Here is a 16,831-nt window from a genome sequence, read left to right as displayed (position 1 = left end):
CTCCTTCGGAGTCAAACACTTTTTTCAGCGTTTTCATCCGGCGGGATGAATTTCTTCACTCCCTGCTGAGCCGTCTGCGTTGCCGCTTTGCCGTCTCAGTGGTGGCGCATTATAGGGAGTTCATTTCAACTGACAAGCGCTAATTTGCAGTTTTCTTTCAACCGCTCACTTTCCAGGCGATGCGTGGTAAAAAGCAGCAAATTCTTACGTAGCGAGCATAAAAAACGGGCCCGAAGGCCCGTTTTAAGCAGAACGCATTACTGATGAGCAACGATCACATCGTCCTTCACATCCATTTCGATGGTTTTTCCCGGAACTAAAGCACCAGAAAGAATTTGCTGTGCCAGCGGGTTCTCTATCTGCTGCTGAATAGCACGCTTCAAAGGTCGTGCGCCATAAACCGGGTCGTAACCATTTGCGCCAAGTAGCTTGAGCGCCGTATCGGAGATATGCAGTTTGTAACCGCGCTCCTCCAAACGTTGATACAAACGCTGCAACTGAATCTGCGCAATAGAAGCAATATGCTTCTCGCCAAGCGGGTGGAACACCACCATGTCATCAATACGGTTAATAAACTCAGGGCGGAAATGCTGCCCAACAACCGACATCACGACCTCTTTCATTTCCGGATAATCCAGCGAACCAAAACGTTCCTGAATCAAATCGGAACCGAGGTTCGAGGTCATGATGACCACCGTATTGCGGAAATCAACGGTACGGCCTTGACCATCGGTTAAGCGCCCATCATCCAACACCTGCAAAAGAATGTTGAACACATCAGGATGCGCTTTCTCGACTTCGTCCAGCAAAATCACTGAATAAGGACGACGGCGCACCGCTTCCGTCAAATAGCCACCCTCTTCATAGCCGACATAACCCGGAGGCGCACCGACCAAGCGAGATACCGAGTGTTTTTCCATAAACTCGGACATATCTATGCGCACCATCGCGTCATCGCTATCGAACAAGAAGTTAGCCAGCGCTTTGCACAGCTCGGTTTTACCTACGCCAGTTGGTCCGAGGAACAAGAACGAACCAATCGGACGATTGGGATCCGACAAACCAGCACGACTACGACGAATCGCGTTGGATACCGCTTCCACCGCTTCATTCTGGCCGATAACGCGCGCATGCAATTCTTGCTCCATGCGCAGTAACTTCTCGCGCTCACCTTCCATCATGCGGGCAACAGGAATACCGGTCCAACGCGCCAGCACATCCGCAATCTCCACATCCGTTACACGATTGCGTAACAGCTTCATGGTTTTGCCTTCAGACTGCGTGGCGATCGCCAATTGCTTTTCGAGCTCCGGAATTTTGCCGTACTGCAACTCAGACATCTGACCAAGATCGCCAACACGACGCGCTTGCTCCATGGCCAAGCGTGCTTGCTCAAGTTCAGCCTTGATATTCTGCGTGCCGGTTAAAGAGGCTTTTTCCGCTTTCCACTCTTCTTCCAGCTCCGCATATTCGCGCTCTTTCTGGTCGAGCTCGCTCTCCAGCATTTCCAGACGCTTCAAGCTGGCATCGTCAGCTTCTTTCTTCAACGCCTGCTGCTCCAGTTTTAACTGGATGATGCGACGCTCAAGGCGATCAAGCGACTCAGGTTTGGAATCCATCTGCAAACGAATGCTGGATGCCGCCTCATCAATCAGGTCAATCGCCTTATCCGGCAACTGGCGATCGGAGATGTAACGATGCGACAGCGTTGCCGCAGCGACGATCGCCGGATCGGTAATTTGCACATGATGATGCAATTCATAGCGCTCTTTCAGCCCACGCAAAATCGCAATGGTGTCTTCAACGCTCGGCTCGGCAACAAACACTTTTTGGAAACGACGTTCAAGCGCCGCATCTTTCTCGATGAACTGACGATACTCATTTAACGTAGTCGCACCAACGCAATGTAGTTCACCGCGCGCCAATGCAGGCTTGAGCATGTTGCCAGCATCCATGGCGCCGTCAGCTTTACCCGCACCGACCATGGTATGCAATTCATCGATAAACAGAATGACGTTGCCCTCCTGTTTCGCCAAATCGCTGAGCACACCTTTTAGACGCTCTTCAAACTCACCACGATATTTAGCACCCGCCACCAGCGCACCCATATCCAGCGCCAGCACACGACGGCCTTTCAGCCCTTCCGGTACTTCGCCATTGATAATGCGCTGTGCCAAACCTTCGGCGATGGCTGTTTTACCCACGCCTGGTTCACCAATCAGCACCGGATTGTTTTTGGTACGGCGCTGCAGCACCTGAATGGTGCGGCGAATTTCTTCATCACGACCAATTACCGGATCGAGCTTGCCTAGCTCTGCACGCTCCGTCAGATCGATGGTGTATTTTTTCAAAGCCTGACGCTGATCTTCAGCCCCTTGATCGTTCACGCTATCTCCTCCCCGGATTTGCTCGATGGCCTTAGAGAGTTTTTCCGCTGTCGCTCCCGCTGATTTCAAGAGATCAGCAAGCGAGCCACGTGAATCGAGGGCCGCCAAAACAAATAATTCTGATGATATAAAGTTGTCGCCGCGCTTTTGCGCCAGCTTGTCGCACAGATTGAGTACCCGAATGAGATCGGCGGATGGCTGCACATCACCATCTGTACCTTCAACTTGCGGCAGACGATTGATCGCTTGTTCGATACTGGTACGCAGACCAGCAACATCGGCTCCCGCTGCGCTGAGCAACGGACGCACCGATCCGCCTTCCTGATTGAGCAATGCGCTCATCAAATGAAGGGGTTCAATGAATTGATTATCTTGTCCCAGAGCAAGGGACTGTGCATCGGCAAGTGCCAGTTGAAATTTATTAGTAAGACGATCCAGACGCATAATTCCTCCCATTACAGGTCAAAATGCTACTGGAGATTAAATGAGGTCATCCCTCAAATTTTTCAAGGTTAATGACCTGAGTTGTGAGCAAAAAATACGCTAACTGGACCGTCTTGTGGCGTAAGGTTATCTCAGCCAAACCAAAGTTGCCATACGCCCGGTGATTCCGTCGCGTCGGAAGGAGAAAAAATCAGCAGATTGCTGGAAGGTACAACGTGAGGATGCCGTGATGGAATGAACGCCTGCGGCCTGAAGACGTTGGCGCGCTAAAAGCCAAATATCAGCAAAGTATTTTTCACCCACAGGGTGAAAAGCCGCTTTTGCCTGCGCATCAACCGCCATAAATGCCGATCTGACTTCTGCCCCAACCTCAAATGCTTGTGGACCAATGGCCGGCCCCAGCCATGCATGGATATCTGCTGGCGGGCAATGAAATTGCGCCAATGTCTGTTCCAGCACACCATTGCACAGACCACGCCAACCAGCATGCGCAGCGGCGACTTCACTGCCGTCTTTGCTGCAAAACAGTACCGGCAAGCAGTCCGCCGTCATCACCGCACAAACCACGCCGCTTTCACGCGTGATGGCGGCGTCAGCACGAGGAACCCGCTCATTAGCAGGCAAACGCACAACGTCCTGACCATGAACTTGGTCGAGCCATTGTGGCATTGCCGCTAATGCCAGCTGTTCAACTACAAGTTGGCGATTCTGCACAACGTGCGCTTCAACATCACCGACATGCGTGCCGAGATTCAATGAATCCCATGGCACAGCACTCACTCCACCTAAGCGCGTGGTGGAACATGCCCGAACACGCTGCGGTGCAGGCCAGTTCGGGATGATCCATTCACTCATAGCCAATCCATCTGATCGCGGAATTCGTGAGTATCGGCTTTCAGCGCATCAATCAAATCGACCATATCTTGCGGCAACGGCGCATGCCATTCCATCTCGATACCGGTAATCGGATGATAGAGACGTAACATCGTGGCATGCAGCGCCTGACGATCAAAGCCACGTAACGTGTTGATGAACGCTTCAGATGCGCCTTTAGGTGGACGTGGACGGCCGCCGTACAGCGGATCACCCACTAGCGGATGGTTGATATGCGCCATATGCACACGAATCTGGTGCGTACGACCGGTTTCCAAACGCAGACGCAAACGCGTATGAGCGCGGAAATGCTCCATGATGCGATAGTGCGTGGTTGCCGGTTTGCCCATCGGATGCACCGCCATATGCGTGCGTTTAGTCGAGTGGCGCGCCATCGGCTGATCCACGGTTCCGCCCGCCGTCATGGTACCAATCGCGACTGCTTCATATTCACGCGTAATTTCGCGCAGTTGCAGCGATTCAACCAAATGCGTTTGTGCTGGCACGGTTTTCGCCACCACCATTAGGCCGGTGGTATCTTTATCCAGGCGATGGACGATACCAGCACGTGGCACATCCATGATCGGTGGAAAATGATAGAGCAGCGCGTTAAGCACTGTGCCATCAGGATTGCCGGCACCTGGATGTACCACCAAGCCGCGCGGTTTGTTGATCACTAAGATATCGTCATCTTCATAAACGATATCCAGTGGGATATCTTGCGCTTCCCAGCGTTGCTCTTCTTCGATTTCAGCATCAATCGAAACCTGCTCACCGCCAAAAACTTTTTCTTTTGGTTTGTCGATGATGGTGCCGTTGACGCTGACGCGACGCTCAAGAATCCATTCTTTTATGCGAGAACGTGAATAATCAGGGAACAATTCTGCCAAAGTCTGATCTAAGCGTTGTCCAAGTTGTGCTTCGGACACCGTTGCGGTGAGTTGAACTTGTTGTGCCATATACAGCTTCTTCGTTAACGTTGGGTTTTCACGGCGATGCCGTTTAATATAATGTGCTATCGTACCTGGTCATAACCGGGAGCTATACGGACAGCTTCTGCTACAACACTTTGAGGATAATCATTTCGTCATGACGCGTATGAAACATCTGGTGGCTGCTGCCACACTGAGCCTGAGCCTGGCGCTTGTGGGTTGTTCCAGCTCATCGGATCCAGTCCCAGACAGCCCGCCGTCTGAAATTTATGCCACGGCCCAGCAAAAGCTGCAGGACGGTAACTTTAAAGCGGCGATTAAGCAACTGGAAGCATTGGATAACCGCTATCCGTTTGGTCCTTATTCGCAGCAAGTACAACTGGATTTGATCTACGCGTATTACAAAAATGCCGATCTGCCACTGGCGCAAGCCGCTATCTCGCGCTTTATGCGTCTGAATCCAACCCATCCAAACATCGACTATGTCATCTATATGAAAGGTCTGACGGATATGGCGTTGGATGATTCTGCGCTACAGGGCTTCTTCGGTATCGATCGTTCTGATCGTGATCCGACGCACGCTCGTGATGCTTTCCGTGACTTCTCGCAATTACTGCGCGGCTATCCGAACAGCCAATATGCTGCGGATGCGCAGAAACGTTTGGCATTCCTGAAAGAGCGCCTGGCGAAGTATGAACTCTCGGTGGCGCAATTCTATACCAAGCGCGGTGCCTATGTCGCTGTTGTTAACCGCGTGGAAAGTATGATGAAGGATTATCCGGATACCGCAGCGACTCATGAAGCGCTGCCATTGATGGAAAATGCTTACCGCCAACTGCAGTTGACGGCTGAAGCAGACAAAGTGGCAAAAATCATTGCGGCTAATAGTCAGTCCTGATTTTACAGCCACAAAAAAGCAGCCCAAGTGGCTGCTTTTTTTATGTCTGCTAAGCGAGAAATCGTTAGAAACGAGCTTTCATCGCTCCGGTTATCCAGTCGATAGTGCGCCCTTCTCTCATATCCTTCAAGCAATTCCCGCCACTTTCCCGGCCTTTCTCACAATTCCCTGGCATTGACAAAAAGTGACATTTCTATGTGATCTTGATCACACATTTTCTTAATATCCACGGTATGCTGGACCTACCCACACGGAAATGACAGAGAGGTTTAACTATGATTCTGAACATTACCAGCAAACAAATGGAAATCACCGAGGCCATCCGCAATCACGTTGAAGAACGCCTCGCCAAGCTGGAAAAATGGCAAACACATCTGATAAACCCTCACATAGTGTTATCGAAAGAGCCGAAAGAATTTGTGGCAGATGCCACCATCAATACGCCGAACGGCACGCTGGTCGCCAGCGCTAAACACGATGATATGTATACGGCCATCAATGACTTGATCGCCAAGCTGGAGCGACAACTTAATAAAGCGCAGCACAAACCCGAAGCCCGTCGCGCCAACAGCAGTGTTAAAGATTTTCTTCCAACGGAATAAACAGACATCTTCAGTAACGCGCCTGCGGGCGCGTTTTTTATTGACAGCTTTTAATCTCAGCGGTTACTCTCAAGCCACTTTAGTTTTGGAAACAACCATGAAACATATCCCGTTCTTCTTCGCATTCTTTTTTACCTTCCCCTGATTGGGAGGCGATTCGTCATGTGAAAATGAATGCGAAGACGAACAACAAAGCCTCCCAAATGGGAGGCTTTTTTATTGGACATTTTACAGGTGAGCCTTATGAATCCCGAAAATCCGCTGCTGGCATTACGCGATAAAATCAGCGCTGTTGATGAAAAGTTGTTAACGCTGTTGTCGGAGCGCCGCACCTTGGCTGTTGAAGTCGCTCAAGCCAAACTGGCTACTCATCGCCCGATACGTGATGTTGAACGTGAACGTGCCCTGCTGGAAAATCTGATCTCATTAGGCAAGAAGCACCAGTTGGATGCGCACTACATCACGCGCCTATTCCAGTTGGTGATTGAGGATTCGGTGCTCACTCAGCAAGCGCTATTGCAAAAGAACCTCAATCATCCTCATGCGCACACACCTCGCATTGCGTTTCTCGGCCCGAAAGGTTCTTACTCACATCTGGCCGCGCGCAAGTATGCCACGCGTCATTTCGATTCTATGGTTGAGATGGGTTGCCTGAAATTTCACGACATTATTCATCAGGTGGAAAGCGGCCAGGCGGATTACGCAGTCATGCCGATTGAAAACACTAGCTCCGGCTCAATCAATGACGTTTACGATCTGCTGCAGCAAACCACGCTTTCGATTGTCGGCGAGCTAACCATTCCGATTGAGCATTGTGTCCTGGTGAATGGCAGCACCGATCTCCAGCAGATTGAAACGGTTTACAGCCATCCACAGCCTTTCCAGCAATGCAGCCAATTTATCAATCGCTTCCCGCAATGGAAAATTGAGTACACCGAAAGCACTGCGGCGGCGATGGAAAAAGTAGCCGCGATGAATTCGCCAAAAGTGGCCGCCTTGGGCAGTGAAGCGGGCGGTGAGCTATATGGATTGCAGGTGTTGGAACGTAATCTGGCGAATCAGCAGCAGAACCACACGCGCTTTATTGTGCTGGCGCGTAAAGCGATTGAAGTTTCAACTCAGGTCCCGGCTAAAACCACATTAATCATGGCAACCGGCCAGCAAGCGGGCGCACTGGTTGAAGCGCTGATGGTATTGCGCAATCACAATTTGATCATGAGCAAACTGGAAAACCGCCCAATCAACGGCAATCCGTGGGAAGAGATGTTTTACATTGATGTGCAGGGCAATCTGCAATCCGAAAACATGCAGTTGGCGTTGGCAGAACTCAGCGGCTTAACCCGTTCGTTGAAAGTGCTCGGCTGCTATCCTGGCGAGAATGTGGTACCGGTTGAACCGCGCCTGTAACAAAAAAGGCATCCTCACGGATGCCTTTCTATTTATTGCCGACTATCGTTGGCCGAACGCAGCATGCTTCTGCTTTCTAGCAAGAAGCGTTTCGCATAATCACCGAACCAATGTTCGACGCGCTCAAAACTATCAATGAACGCCTGCTTATTGCCCTGCTCCAGCAACTTAATCGCATCACCAAAACGTTGATAATAACGTTTAATCAGCGCCAGATTACTCTCGGATGACATGATGATGTCAGCATAGAGCTGAGGATCCTGCGCAAACAGCCGCCCAACCATCGCCAGTTCGAGGCGATAAATGGGTGACGACAACGCCAACAGTTGATCAAGATTGACGTTCTCTTCTGCCAGATGCAGACCATAGGCAAAAGTGGCAAAGTGGCGCAGCGCCTGAATAAAGGCCATGTTCTGGTCGTGCTCAACCGCGCTGATGCGATGCAAACGCGCGCCCCAAACCTGAATCTGCTCAAGGAACCACTGATAGGCTTCTGGCTGACGGCCATCACACCAAACCACGACTTGCTTCGCCAGGCTGCCGCTATCCGGTCCGAACATTGGGTGCAGACCCAAAACCGGCCCCGTATGCGCAGCCAACATCGCTTGCAACGGGCGATTCTTGACGGATGCCAAATCAACCAAGATGCAATCATCCGGCAGCTTTGGTAGCTCGCCGATGATCTGCTCAGTCAAATGGATCGGCACGCTGATGATTACCATGCCAGCATCTTTCAGCAGTTCATCGGAACGATCCCAGTCGCCTTTATCCAGAATGCGGACTTGATAACCTGACAGCGTGAGCATCTTTTCAAACAGACGCCCCATCTGCCCGCTACCACCGACGATCACTACCGGACGTAAGGTTGGGCAAAGCGTTTTGAAGCCTTTATCGTTTTCGTGTGCGTAGGATTCACGCATCAACCGACGCAGAACATCCTCAATCAAATCCGGTGAAACGCCGAGCGCTTCCGCTTCCTGACGACGCGAAGCCAGCATGCTGGCCTCGCGTTCAGGCACATAAATCGGCAAACCGTAGCGGCTTTTCACTTCCCCCACTTCGGCTACCAGCTCCAATCTTTTCGCCAGTAACCCAAGCAGTGCTTTATCTACTTCATCTATTTGATCGCGTAGCGCGGTCAGTTCAGCCACCATGACTCATTACACCTCGTGTGACAGACGCGCCGACAGCACTCCCTGCAGATCCTGATGGATTTCACGCAGCAAGGTTTCGGTGGTTTCCCAGTTGATGCAAGCATCGGTCACGGAGACACCGTATTTCATTTCGCTACGTGGCTGTTCAGAAGACTGGTTGCCTTCATGAATGTTGCTTTCCAACATCAGGCCAATGATGGAACGGTTTCCATCTTTAATCTGCGCAATAGCCGATTCGGCTACGCCAGGCTGACGACGATAGTCTTTGTTAGAATTACCATGGCTGCAATCTATCATTAAGGCCGGACGCAGTCCCGCTTTCAGCATCTCTTTTTCACACTGCGCAACATCTTCAGGGCCGTAGTTTGGCGCTTTACCACCGCGCAAAATCACGTGTCCATCTGGATTGCCTTGAGTTTGCAGCAGGCAAACCTGACCCGCCTGATTGATGCCGACAAAGCGATGTGGCATCGCCGCGGCGCGCATCGCATTGATCGCGGTACCCAGGCTGCCATCAGTGCCGTTCTTAAAGCCAACCGGCATGGAAAGACCAGAGGCCATTTCACGGTGGGTTTGTGATTCAGTGGTACGCGCACCGATTGCAGACCAGCTGAACAGATCGCCAAGATATTGCGGGCTGTTTGGATCCAGCGCTTCGGTGGCCAGCGGCAAGCCCATTTCCACCAAATTGACCAGCAACTGACGCGCGATGTGCAGACCCGCTTCCATATCAAACGAGTTATTCATGTAAGGATCGTTGATTAGCCCCTTCCAGCCGACGGTGGTACGAGGTTTTTCAAAATAAACGCGCATAACGATGTACAGCTGATCCTTCAACTGTTCAGAGATAGATTGCAACTGACGAGCGTATTCAAGTGCCGCTTCGGTATCGTGAATAGAACAAGGACCACAAACCACCAGCAGGCGTGGATCGCGGCCCGCAATAATGTCGGCGATAGTTTGGCGAGAAGATGCAATCTGCGCTTCCTGCGCCGCAGTGAGCGGGAATTTGGCTTTCAGCTCTTGCGGAGTGATCAGAATTTGTTCGTCGGCGATATGCACATTGTTCAGCGCGTCTTTTTGCATGATAGCGATCCTTTTTACTCGTTTATGCGGTTTGGGATCCTCACTGAGGATTGCGCTTACTTTATCACAGGATGTAAATCATGCAATCCATACATGTACACTTTTATTACCATGAATAAAAATACCCCACATAAAAATAAATATTTTGTTATTATTCAATACATTAACAACCAGAAGGCACCCCTTTAACGTAAACTTAAGTTTACATCTAATTTGTTTTTTAGCACGCTTTATGACAGTCGCCACGCTAACATTCTGTTATTAGATAATTTTCAGGAATAGGATGGTGGGTATTCTGATGGCCTCCATAGGCCCTTTTATCTGCAAGTGAACATGAGGTGTGGAGCAGTCAATACCGTAATCTACCCATTAAAAAGTCCATAAAAAAAGGGGCTGGCCCTTAGGCCAACCCCTTGTTTGCTATTAACTTTGAGAAGTCGCTTACGCGCCAAGACGCTCTTTGATACGAGCTGACTTACCGGTACGCTCACGCAGGTAGTACAGTTTGGCTTTACGCACAGCACCACGACGTTTAACAGCAATGCTGTCAATTACTGGAGAGTGAGTCTGGAAGACACGCTCAACACCTTCGCCGTTAGAAATTTTGCGAACAGTGAATGCAGAATGCAGACCGCGGTTACGAATAGCGATAACCACGCCCTCGAATGCCTGCAGACGCTTCTTAGAACCTTCTACGACCCATACTTTCACTTCCACGGAATCACCCGGACGGAATGAAGGTACGTCCTGCTTCATCTGCTCTTGTTCAAGTTGCTTGATAATGTTGCTCATAATTAAATCTCTTATCCTGGGTAAACTGATAGTGAGGGAAGATTACTCTCCCGCCTCATCGTTTTGTTGCTGCTGATGTTCCCGTTGGAACTCATTTAGCAACCGTGCTTGCTCTTCAGTCAGAGCCAGGTTTTCCAGAAGTTCAGGTCTTCTTAGCCAGGTACGGCCCAACGACTGTTTCAGGCGCCAGCGGCGAATATCAGCATGGTTGCCCGACAGTAACACTGGCGGAACTTCCATCCCTTCTAACACTTCAGGTCGGGTGTAGTGCGGGCAATCCAGCAAACCATCCGAGAACGAATCCTCATCGGCTGACGCTTGCTTCCCCAACACGCCAGGAATAAACCGGGCAACTGAGTCGATCAACGTCATTGCTGGCAGCTCACCGCCACTGAGTACGTAATCACCAATTGACCATTCTTCATCAATTTCAGTGTGAATCACGCGCTCATCTATCCCTTCGTAGCGACCGCACACCAGAATCAACTTCTGGTTGGTCGCCAGTTCGCAAACGCCCTGTTGGTCCAGTTTGCGCCCCTGAGGTGAAAGATAAATCACCTTAGCACCTTCTCCCGCCGCCGCTTTCGCTGCGGAGATGGCGTCCCGTAAGGGTTGCACCATCATCAACATTCCCGGTCCGCCGCCGTAAGGACGATCATCCACGGTACGGTGCCGGTCGTGCGTGAAGTCACGAGGACTCCAGCTTTGAATGTTGAGCAGGCCATTTTTTACTGCCCGGCCAGTTACCCCGTACTCGGTAATAGCGCGAAACATCTCTGGAAACAGGCTAATAACACCAATCCACATCGCGTTCGCCGTTACGTTACCGGATTGTCCGGAGATCAAAAACCAGGATCCCAATCTACTTCAATAAGGCCAGTAGAGAGATCGACTTTCTTGATAACCTGTTCATCAAGAAACGGAATTAACCGCTCTTGCGCACCGAATGCATCCTTCAGGTTTGCCTTAACGACGAGAACGTCGTTCGATCCGGTTTCCATCAAATCAATGACTTTGCCCATCTCGTAGCCTTCAAGGTTCACTACTTTCATACCCATAAGGTCTTTCCAGTAGTAATCACCATTTTCCAGCACTGGCAGCTGCGTGGAGTCAACCGTGATTTCGCAATTGGTTAACTGTGCCGCAGCGTCCCGATCGTCAATGCCTTTGACTTTGATGATCAGGTCCTGATTGTGGTGCTTCCAGCCCTCGAGTTCGACCTGCTGCCATTTACCGGCGCGCTGGATGAACCAAGGTTGGTAGTCGAAGATGCTTTCAGCGTCTTCAGTGGAGGAAAACACTTTGAGCCAACCTCGAATTCCGTAAGCTGCGCCCATTTTGCCCAATACGATTGGGTTAACGGGAGGCTGCCCGGCAGGTTTAATGCTCATGCTCACCACCGTGACAGATTAAGCTGCTTTTTTTGCTTCTTTGATCAGCGCGTTAACGCGATCAGAAAGCGTTGCGCCCTGGCCAACCCAGTGCTCAATACGGTCCAGATCCAGACGCAGACCTTCAGCCTGACCAGACGCGATCGGGTTGAAGAAACCTACGCGCTCGATGAAACGACCGTTACGAGCATTGCGGCTGTCAGTTACGACGACCTGATAGAACGGACGCTTTTTCGCGCNACCTTCAGCCTGACCAGACGCGATCGGGTTGAAGAAACCTACGCGCTCGATGAAACGACCGTTACGAGCATTGCGGCTGTCAGTTACGACGACCTGATAGAACGGACGCTTTTTCGCGCCGTGACGTGCCAAACGAATTGTTACCATAACATCCTCATTAGTTAATAAAGCGCTCGGGCCCCATCGAGGAACGGGGCCCGAGCGCGATATAAAAAGCCCGAAAATTTTACTCATTTTGGCGCAAAAAGCAACCTGAGTGTGTTAAATATCCGGCTTTATCGGCGGTCGCCTTAGCGACCAGGGAATCCAGGTGGCATCATGCCTTTCATGCCACGCATCATTTTTGCCATGCCACCTTTCTTCATTTTCTTCATCATGCGCTGCATATCATCGAACTGTTTCAGCAGTCGATTGACGTCCTGCACCTGCATGCCTGAGCCCAGCGCAATACGACGTTTACGCGAACCCTTAATAATCTCTGGCTTCTCACGCTCTTTGCGTGTCATCGAATTGATGATGGCTTCCATGCGTACAAGTACTTTGTCATCCATCTGCGACTTCACGTTATCCGGCAGTTGGCCCATGCCCGGCAGCTTGCCCATAAGACTTGCCATGCCGCCCATGTTGCGCATCTGCTTTAACTGCTCAAGGAAATCGTTGAGATCAAAACCGTCGCCGGTTTTCAGTTTCTTCGCCAGCTTCTCAGCCTGGTCGCGGTCAACTTTGCTCTCGATATCTTCGATCAGCGACAGGACATCGCCCATGCCGAGAATACGCGAGGCGATGCGCTCTGGATAAAAAGCTTCCAGCGCTTCGGTCTTCTCGCCCATCCCCATAAACTTGATCGGTTTGCCGGTGATATGACGAATTGACAGCGCCGCACCACCACGCGCATCACCATCGACTTTGGTCAGAATCACACCGGTCAGCGGCAGCGCTTCGTTGAAGGCTTTCGCGGTATTGGCGGCATCCTGACCAGTCATGGCGTCGACTACAAACAGGGTTTCTACCGGATTAATCGCGGCGTGCACCTGTTTGATTTCATCCATCATCGCTTCATCGACGTGCAAACGGCCGGCTGTATCCACCAGCAGCACATCGTAGAATTGCAGTTTGGCTTCTTTCAGCGCGTTCTGCACAATGTCGACCGGCTTTTGGCTGAGATCGGATGGGCAGAAATCAACGCCAACCTGCTGAGCCAACGTTTCCAACTGTTTGATCGCCGCAGGGCGATAGACGTCAGCAGAAACGACTAACACTTTCTTCTTGTGCTTCTCGCGCAAGAATTTACCCAGCTTGGCAACACTGGTGGTTTTACCGGCACCTTGCAGGCCCGCCATCAGCACTACCGCCGGCGGCTGCGCGTTCAGATTGAGCGCATTATTTTCCGCGCCCATCGCTGCAACCAATTCGTTGCGCACGATTTTGATGAACTCCTGGCCTGGCGTCAGGCTTTTGTTCACATCGTGGCCAACCGCGGCTTCTTTAACGCGGTTAATAAATTCACGCACTACCGGCAGCGCAACGTCCGCTTCCAGCAATGCCATGCGCACTTCGCGCAGTGTGTCTTTGATGTTGTCTTCGGTCAGCCTTCCGCGGCCGCTGATATTGCGCAGGGTTTGCGACAAACGATCGGTTAAATTATCAAACATGCTCTCTCACTTAGAACCGTAGCGAGGCCGCCCTTGGCGACACAATGCGGCGGATTATAACACGAAGACACGGCGATCTCTGCAATTGACCTTCAGATCGTTTGGAGCCTGCTGCTGCTGGCGCTATACTGCTTTTTTCCTTATCTGACCGATACCTGAAAGGATCTATGTTCGTTTTCGCGATCGTGGCGCTGTTCGCCTACTCCCTCAGTCTTGCATTGATCATTCCTAGCCTGCTTAAACGCAACGGCGGCTGGCGTCGCTTTGCTGTGCTCTCCGCCTGCGTGGCGTTGATTGCCCACGCGGTTGCCTTACAACAGCGCATTTTTGCAGTTGATAATGGGCAAAACCTCAGTTTACTGAATATTGGTTCGCTGGTGAGCTTGCTGATCTGCGCCATCATGACCATTGTGGCTTCACGTAATCGCGGCTGGTTGTTACTGCCCATTGTTTATGGCTTTGCCTTGATTAACCTGGCCTTTGCCACTTTTGTGCCAAACGCCTTTATTACCCATCTGGAAACCACGCCAGGCATGATGATTCACATCGGCCTGTCGCTGTTTGCCTATGCCACGCTGATTATTGCTGCGCTCTACGCGTTGCAACTGGCGTGGATTGATTATCAGCTCAAACATAAGAAGCTGGCGTTTACTCAGGACATGCCGCCGTTGCTCAGCATTGAGCGCAAAATGTTTCACATTACGCAAATTGGTGTGGTGCTACTGACGCTGGTGCTGTGCACCGGCCTGTTCTTTATGCACAACCTGTTTAGCGCTGAAAATGTGGATAAAGCGGTTCTCTCCATCATTGCCTGGTTTGTTTATATTGTTCTGCTCTGGGGGCACTATCACGAAGGCTGGCGCGGACGCCGTGTTGTCTGGTTTAACTGCGGCGGTGCGCTGCTGCTAACCATGGCCTACTTTGGCAGTCGCGTGCTGCAGCACCTGCTCACCTCTCACTAAGGATTTTGTGTTGGAACACGTTTCAACCACCACGCTGATCATTACGCTGGTCATCATGGTGCTGGTCTCTGCCTATTTCTCCGGTTCAGAGACTGGCATGATGACGCTCAATCGTTACAAACTGCGCCACAAAGCGAAAAGCGGCAATCGCGCTGCTCGCCGCGTAGAACGCCTGCTGCGTCGTCCCGATCGTTTAATTAGCCTGGTTTTAATCGGTAATAACCTCGTCAACATCCTCGCTTCTGCACTCGGCACCATTGTTGGCATGCGCTTATATGGCGATGCAGGTGTAGCAATCGCCACCGGTATTTTGACTTTTGTGGTGCTGGTATTTGCCGAAGTACTGCCAAAAACCGTGGCCGCGCTTTATCCCGAAAAAGTCGCTTATCCCAGCAGCGTGTTATTAGCGCCACTGCAATATGTGATGCTGCCGCTGGTATGGCTGCTGAACACCATTACGCGCATTTTGATGCGTATGGTTGGCATCAAAACCGATGGCTCAATCAGTTCGGCGCTAAGTAAAGAAGAGCTGCGCACCATCGTGCATGAGTCACGTTCGCTGATGTCGCGGCGTAATCAGGACATGTTGCTGTCAGTGCTTGACCTCGAAAAAGTCAGCGTGGATGACATCATGGTGCCGCGCAATGAAATCGTCGGCATCAACGTCAATGACGATTGGAAGTCGATCGTGCGTCAACTCAGTAACTCGCCACACGGACGCATCGTGTTGTTCCGTGATTCGCTGGATGATTGCGTCGGGATGCTGCGCGTGCGTGAAGCGTGGCGCATGATGACCGAGAAGAAAGAGTTCAACAAAGATCGCCTGCTGCGTGCCGCCGATGAAATCTACTACGTGCCTGAAGGCACGCCGCTGAATGTGCAGCTGGTGAAGTTTCAGCGCAACAAGAAGAAGGTTGGCTTGGTGGTCGATGAATATGGCGATGTGAAAGGCCTTGTCACCATCGAAGATATTCTCGAAGAGATCGTCGGCGATTTCACCACTTCAATGTCACCGTCGTTGGCTGAAGAAGTGATGCCGCAAAATGATGGTTCAGTGCTGATTGAAGGCAGTGCCAATGTGCGAGAAATCAATAAAGCCTTTAACTGGATGTTGCCAGAAGAGGACGCGCGCACCATCAACGGCATGCTGCTGGAAGCATTAGAAGAGATTCCGCTGGTTGATACCCGCGTTACCGTTGGCGCTTACGATATCGATATTCTCGACGTACAGGACAATATGGTAAAGCAGGTGCGCATTACGCCGCATCAGGCACTGAAATCTTCGATTGGGTCTTAATCTTCACCAACAAAAACGCCGCGATATTCGCGGCGTTTTTCATGGTGTCATGCAAACTAGATGTGCAGCTCTTTCAGCTTCTCAGCAGGCAGCTTCAGATCTTCATTGCGGTTAACGCCAATGTCATGCGCCAACACATTGCGGGCGATCTGCTGTGCTTCGTCCAGCGAGTGCAGCTTGTAGCTACCGCACTGATATTCATTCAGTTCTGGAATCTGGCTCTGCTCTTTCACTTTCAGAACATCTTCCATCGCGCCTTTCCAGGCCTTCGCAACGCGCTGCTCATCAGGCGTACCAATCAGGCTCATGTAGAAGCCAGTGCGGCAACCCATTGGTGAGATATCCACGATTTCTACGCCATCACCATTTAGGTGATTACGCATGAAGCCTGCAAACAGGTGCTCCAGCGTATGAATGCCACGCTCAGTCAGAATTTCGATATTCGGACGGCAGAAACGCAGGTCAAAAACGGTGATGGTATCGCCATGCGGAGTATTCATGGTTTTTGCTACGCGCACGGCAGGCGCGCCCATGATGGTGTGATCAACAGTAAAACTATCCAGTAGTGGCATACGTCACCTCCTGTTTTGAGATTTTTTTTGAAACGATGAAACTTTTCTAATCGCCCAACGTCTGAATATATGAAAGACGCGCATTTGTTATCATCATCCCTGACAACAGAGATGTTAATTTTGGCCACATTGATGTGGCCAT

17 protein-coding genes, 1 pseudogene and 1 other annotated feature are annotated in these 16,831 nt (G+C 51.0%); of the genes and pseudogenes, 6 read left to right on the top strand and 12 right to left on the bottom strand.

The genetic code is table 11. The annotated features are described in order from the left end of the window. Positions 1-257 precede the first annotated feature (257 nt). The 3 genes from clpB to rluD all read right to left on the bottom strand — a co-directional run bounded on the left by clpB (position 258) and on the right by rluD (position 4,663). Entirely contained in the window at positions 258-2,831 is a 2,574-nt protein-coding gene (gene clpB, locus ACPUC7_RS07590; RefSeq protein WP_494922373.1) for an ATP-dependent chaperone ClpB, read from the bottom strand. Between the two features lie 126 nt (positions 2,832-2,957). Next, positions 2,958-3,686 carry a purine nucleoside phosphorylase YfiH gene (gene yfiH, locus ACPUC7_RS07585; RefSeq protein WP_494922372.1) on the bottom strand — a complete coding sequence of 243 codons (729 nt, stop codon included), beginning with the start codon at positions 3,684-3,686 and terminating at the stop codon, positions 2,958-2,960. After that, complete coding sequence (rluD, locus tag ACPUC7_RS07580) at positions 3,683-4,663, bottom strand: 23S rRNA pseudouridine(1911/1915/1917) synthase RluD (RefSeq protein WP_343554883.1); 981 nt, start codon at positions 4,661-4,663, stop codon at positions 3,683-3,685. The genes yfiH and rluD overlap by 4 nt, the downstream gene beginning before the upstream one ends. 130 nt (positions 4,664-4,793) lie before the next feature. On the opposite strand from rluD, the gene bamD reads away from it, so the two are divergent. From bamD to pheA, 4 genes are all read left to right on the top strand, one after another. Beyond that, a complete protein-coding gene (gene bamD / locus ACPUC7_RS07575; protein WP_343554878.1) occupies positions 4,794-5,534 on the top strand; it encodes an outer membrane protein assembly factor BamD in 741 nt (246 codons plus the stop codon). Positions 5,535-5,809: 275 nt separating this feature from the next. Beyond that, positions 5,810-6,136 (top strand): ribosome-associated translation inhibitor RaiA, encoded by a 327-nt coding sequence (gene raiA, locus ACPUC7_RS07570; protein WP_008109009.1) that lies wholly within the window; start codon positions 5,810-5,812, stop codon positions 6,134-6,136. A gap of 96 nt (positions 6,137-6,232) precedes the next feature. Continuing rightward, positions 6,233-6,357 (top strand) — a sequence feature (Phe leader region). Continuing rightward, positions 6,234-6,281, top strand: a complete 48-nt coding sequence (gene pheL / locus ACPUC7_RS07565) for a phe operon leader peptide (RefSeq protein WP_010723158.1) — start codon at positions 6,234-6,236, stop codon at positions 6,279-6,281. It overlaps the preceding feature by 48 nt. Before the next feature lie 22 nt (positions 6,358-6,379). Further along, entirely contained in the window at positions 6,380-7,543 is a 1,164-nt protein-coding gene (gene pheA / locus ACPUC7_RS07560; RefSeq protein WP_494922371.1) for a bifunctional chorismate mutase/prephenate dehydratase, read from the top strand. A 32-nt stretch (positions 7,544-7,575) separates the two neighbouring features. Here pheA and tyrA read toward each other — a convergent pair whose 3' ends face one another. The 8 genes and pseudogenes from tyrA to ffh form a co-directional block, all read right to left on the bottom strand. Then, positions 7,576-8,697 (bottom strand): bifunctional chorismate mutase/prephenate dehydrogenase, encoded by a 1,122-nt coding sequence (tyrA, locus tag ACPUC7_RS07555; protein ID WP_494922370.1) that lies wholly within the window; start codon positions 8,695-8,697, stop codon positions 7,576-7,578. Positions 8,698-8,703: 6 nt separating this feature from the next. Further along, positions 8,704-9,783 (bottom strand): 3-deoxy-7-phosphoheptulonate synthase, encoded by a 1,080-nt coding sequence (locus ACPUC7_RS07550; RefSeq protein WP_343554861.1) that lies wholly within the window; start codon positions 9,781-9,783, stop codon positions 8,704-8,706. A 441-nt stretch (positions 9,784-10,224) separates the two neighbouring features. Next, positions 10,225-10,575, bottom strand: coding sequence for a 50S ribosomal protein L19 (rplS, locus tag ACPUC7_RS07545; RefSeq protein WP_007893316.1), 351 nt, complete (start codon positions 10,573-10,575; stop codon positions 10,225-10,227). A 42-nt stretch (positions 10,576-10,617) separates the two neighbouring features. Continuing rightward, positions 10,618-11,382: a tRNA (guanosine(37)-N1)-methyltransferase TrmD gene (gene trmD / locus ACPUC7_RS07540; protein ID WP_049852675.1), complete on the bottom strand. Its 765-nt coding sequence runs from the start codon at positions 11,380-11,382 to the stop codon at positions 10,618-10,620. Positions 11,383-11,417: 35 nt separating this feature from the next. After that, positions 11,418-11,966, bottom strand: coding sequence for a ribosome maturation factor RimM (rimM, locus tag ACPUC7_RS07535; RefSeq protein ID WP_494922369.1), 549 nt, complete (start codon positions 11,964-11,966; stop codon positions 11,418-11,420). Between the two features lie 18 nt (positions 11,967-11,984). Beyond that, positions 11,985-12,230, bottom strand: a complete 246-nt coding sequence (gene rpsP / locus ACPUC7_RS07530; protein ID WP_494922396.1) for a 30S ribosomal protein S16 — start codon at positions 12,228-12,230, stop codon at positions 11,985-11,987. Beyond that, positions 12,210-12,353 (bottom strand): annotated as a pseudogene (rpsP, locus tag ACPUC7_RS07525) (30S ribosomal protein S16); the annotation flags it as partial. The pseudogene rpsP (ACPUC7_RS07525) and the gene rpsP (ACPUC7_RS07530), both read right to left, overlap by 21 nt. A 143-nt stretch (positions 12,354-12,496) precedes the next feature. Further along, positions 12,497-13,858, bottom strand: a complete 1,362-nt coding sequence (ffh, locus tag ACPUC7_RS07520) for a signal recognition particle protein (protein WP_343554886.1) — start codon at positions 13,856-13,858, stop codon at positions 12,497-12,499. 167 nt (positions 13,859-14,025) lie between these two features. Between ffh and ACPUC7_RS07515 the strand changes: the two genes are divergently transcribed. Together ACPUC7_RS07515 and ACPUC7_RS07510 are read left to right on the top strand one after the other, a co-directional pair. Further along, on the top strand, positions 14,026-14,820 hold the full coding sequence (locus tag ACPUC7_RS07515) for a cytochrome C assembly family protein (protein WP_343554885.1): 795 nt from the start codon (positions 14,026-14,028) through the stop codon (positions 14,818-14,820). Positions 14,821-14,830: 10 nt separating this feature from the next. After that, a complete protein-coding gene (locus tag ACPUC7_RS07510) occupies positions 14,831-16,117 on the top strand; it encodes an HlyC/CorC family transporter (RefSeq protein WP_494922368.1) in 1,287 nt (428 codons plus the stop codon). Between the two features lie 56 nt (positions 16,118-16,173). On the opposite strand, the gene luxS is transcribed toward ACPUC7_RS07510, so the two are convergent. Then, entirely contained in the window at positions 16,174-16,689 is a 516-nt protein-coding gene (gene luxS, locus ACPUC7_RS07505) for an S-ribosylhomocysteine lyase (protein WP_494922367.1), read from the bottom strand. Positions 16,690-16,831 lie beyond the last annotated feature (142 nt).

This window comes from Pantoea sp. CFCC18179 (genome assembly GCF_059412405.1).
Note: the sequence above shows the minus strand (reverse complement) of the source record. Positions and strands in the feature narration are given on the sequence as shown.

Bases quoted from the DNA above. Each gene is read 5' to 3' on its own strand.
- clpB (WP_494922373.1), bottom strand. From the start codon at position 2,831: ATGCGTCTGGATCGTCTTACTAATAAATTTCAACTGGCACTTGCCGAT.
- yfiH (WP_494922372.1), bottom strand. From the start codon at position 3,686: ATGAGTGAATGGATCATCCCGAACTGGCCTGCACCGCAGCGTGTTCGG.
- rluD (WP_343554883.1), bottom strand. From the start codon at position 4,663: ATGGCACAACAAGTTCAACTCACCGCAACGGTGTCCGAAGCACAACTT.
- bamD (WP_343554878.1), top strand. From the start codon at position 4,794: ATGACGCGTATGAAACATCTGGTGGCTGCTGCCACACTGAGCCTGAGC.
- raiA (WP_008109009.1), top strand. From the start codon at position 5,810: ATGATTCTGAACATTACCAGCAAACAAATGGAAATCACCGAGGCCATC.
- pheA (WP_494922371.1), top strand. From the start codon at position 6,380: ATGAATCCCGAAAATCCGCTGCTGGCATTACGCGATAAAATCAGCGCT.
- tyrA (WP_494922370.1), bottom strand. From the start codon at position 8,697: ATGGTGGCTGAACTGACCGCGCTACGCGATCAAATAGATGAAGTAGAT.
- ACPUC7_RS07550 (WP_343554861.1), bottom strand. From the start codon at position 9,783: ATGCAAAAAGACGCGCTGAACAATGTGCATATCGCCGACGAACAAATT.
- rplS (WP_007893316.1), bottom strand. From the start codon at position 10,575: ATGAGCAACATTATCAAGCAACTTGAACAAGAGCAGATGAAGCAGGAC.
- trmD (WP_049852675.1), bottom strand. From the start codon at position 11,382: ATGTGGATTGGTGTTATTAGCCTGTTTCCAGAGATGTTTCGCGCTATT.
- rimM (WP_494922369.1), bottom strand. From the start codon at position 11,966: ATGAGCATTAAACCTGCCGGGCAGCCTCCCGTTAACCCAATCGTATTG.
- ffh (WP_343554886.1), bottom strand. From the start codon at position 13,858: ATGTTTGATAATTTAACCGATCGTTTGTCGCAAACCCTGCGCAATATC.
- ACPUC7_RS07515 (WP_343554885.1), top strand. From the start codon at position 14,026: ATGTTCGTTTTCGCGATCGTGGCGCTGTTCGCCTACTCCCTCAGTCTT.
- luxS (WP_494922367.1), bottom strand. From the start codon at position 16,689: ATGCCACTACTGGATAGTTTTACTGTTGATCACACCATCATGGGCGCG.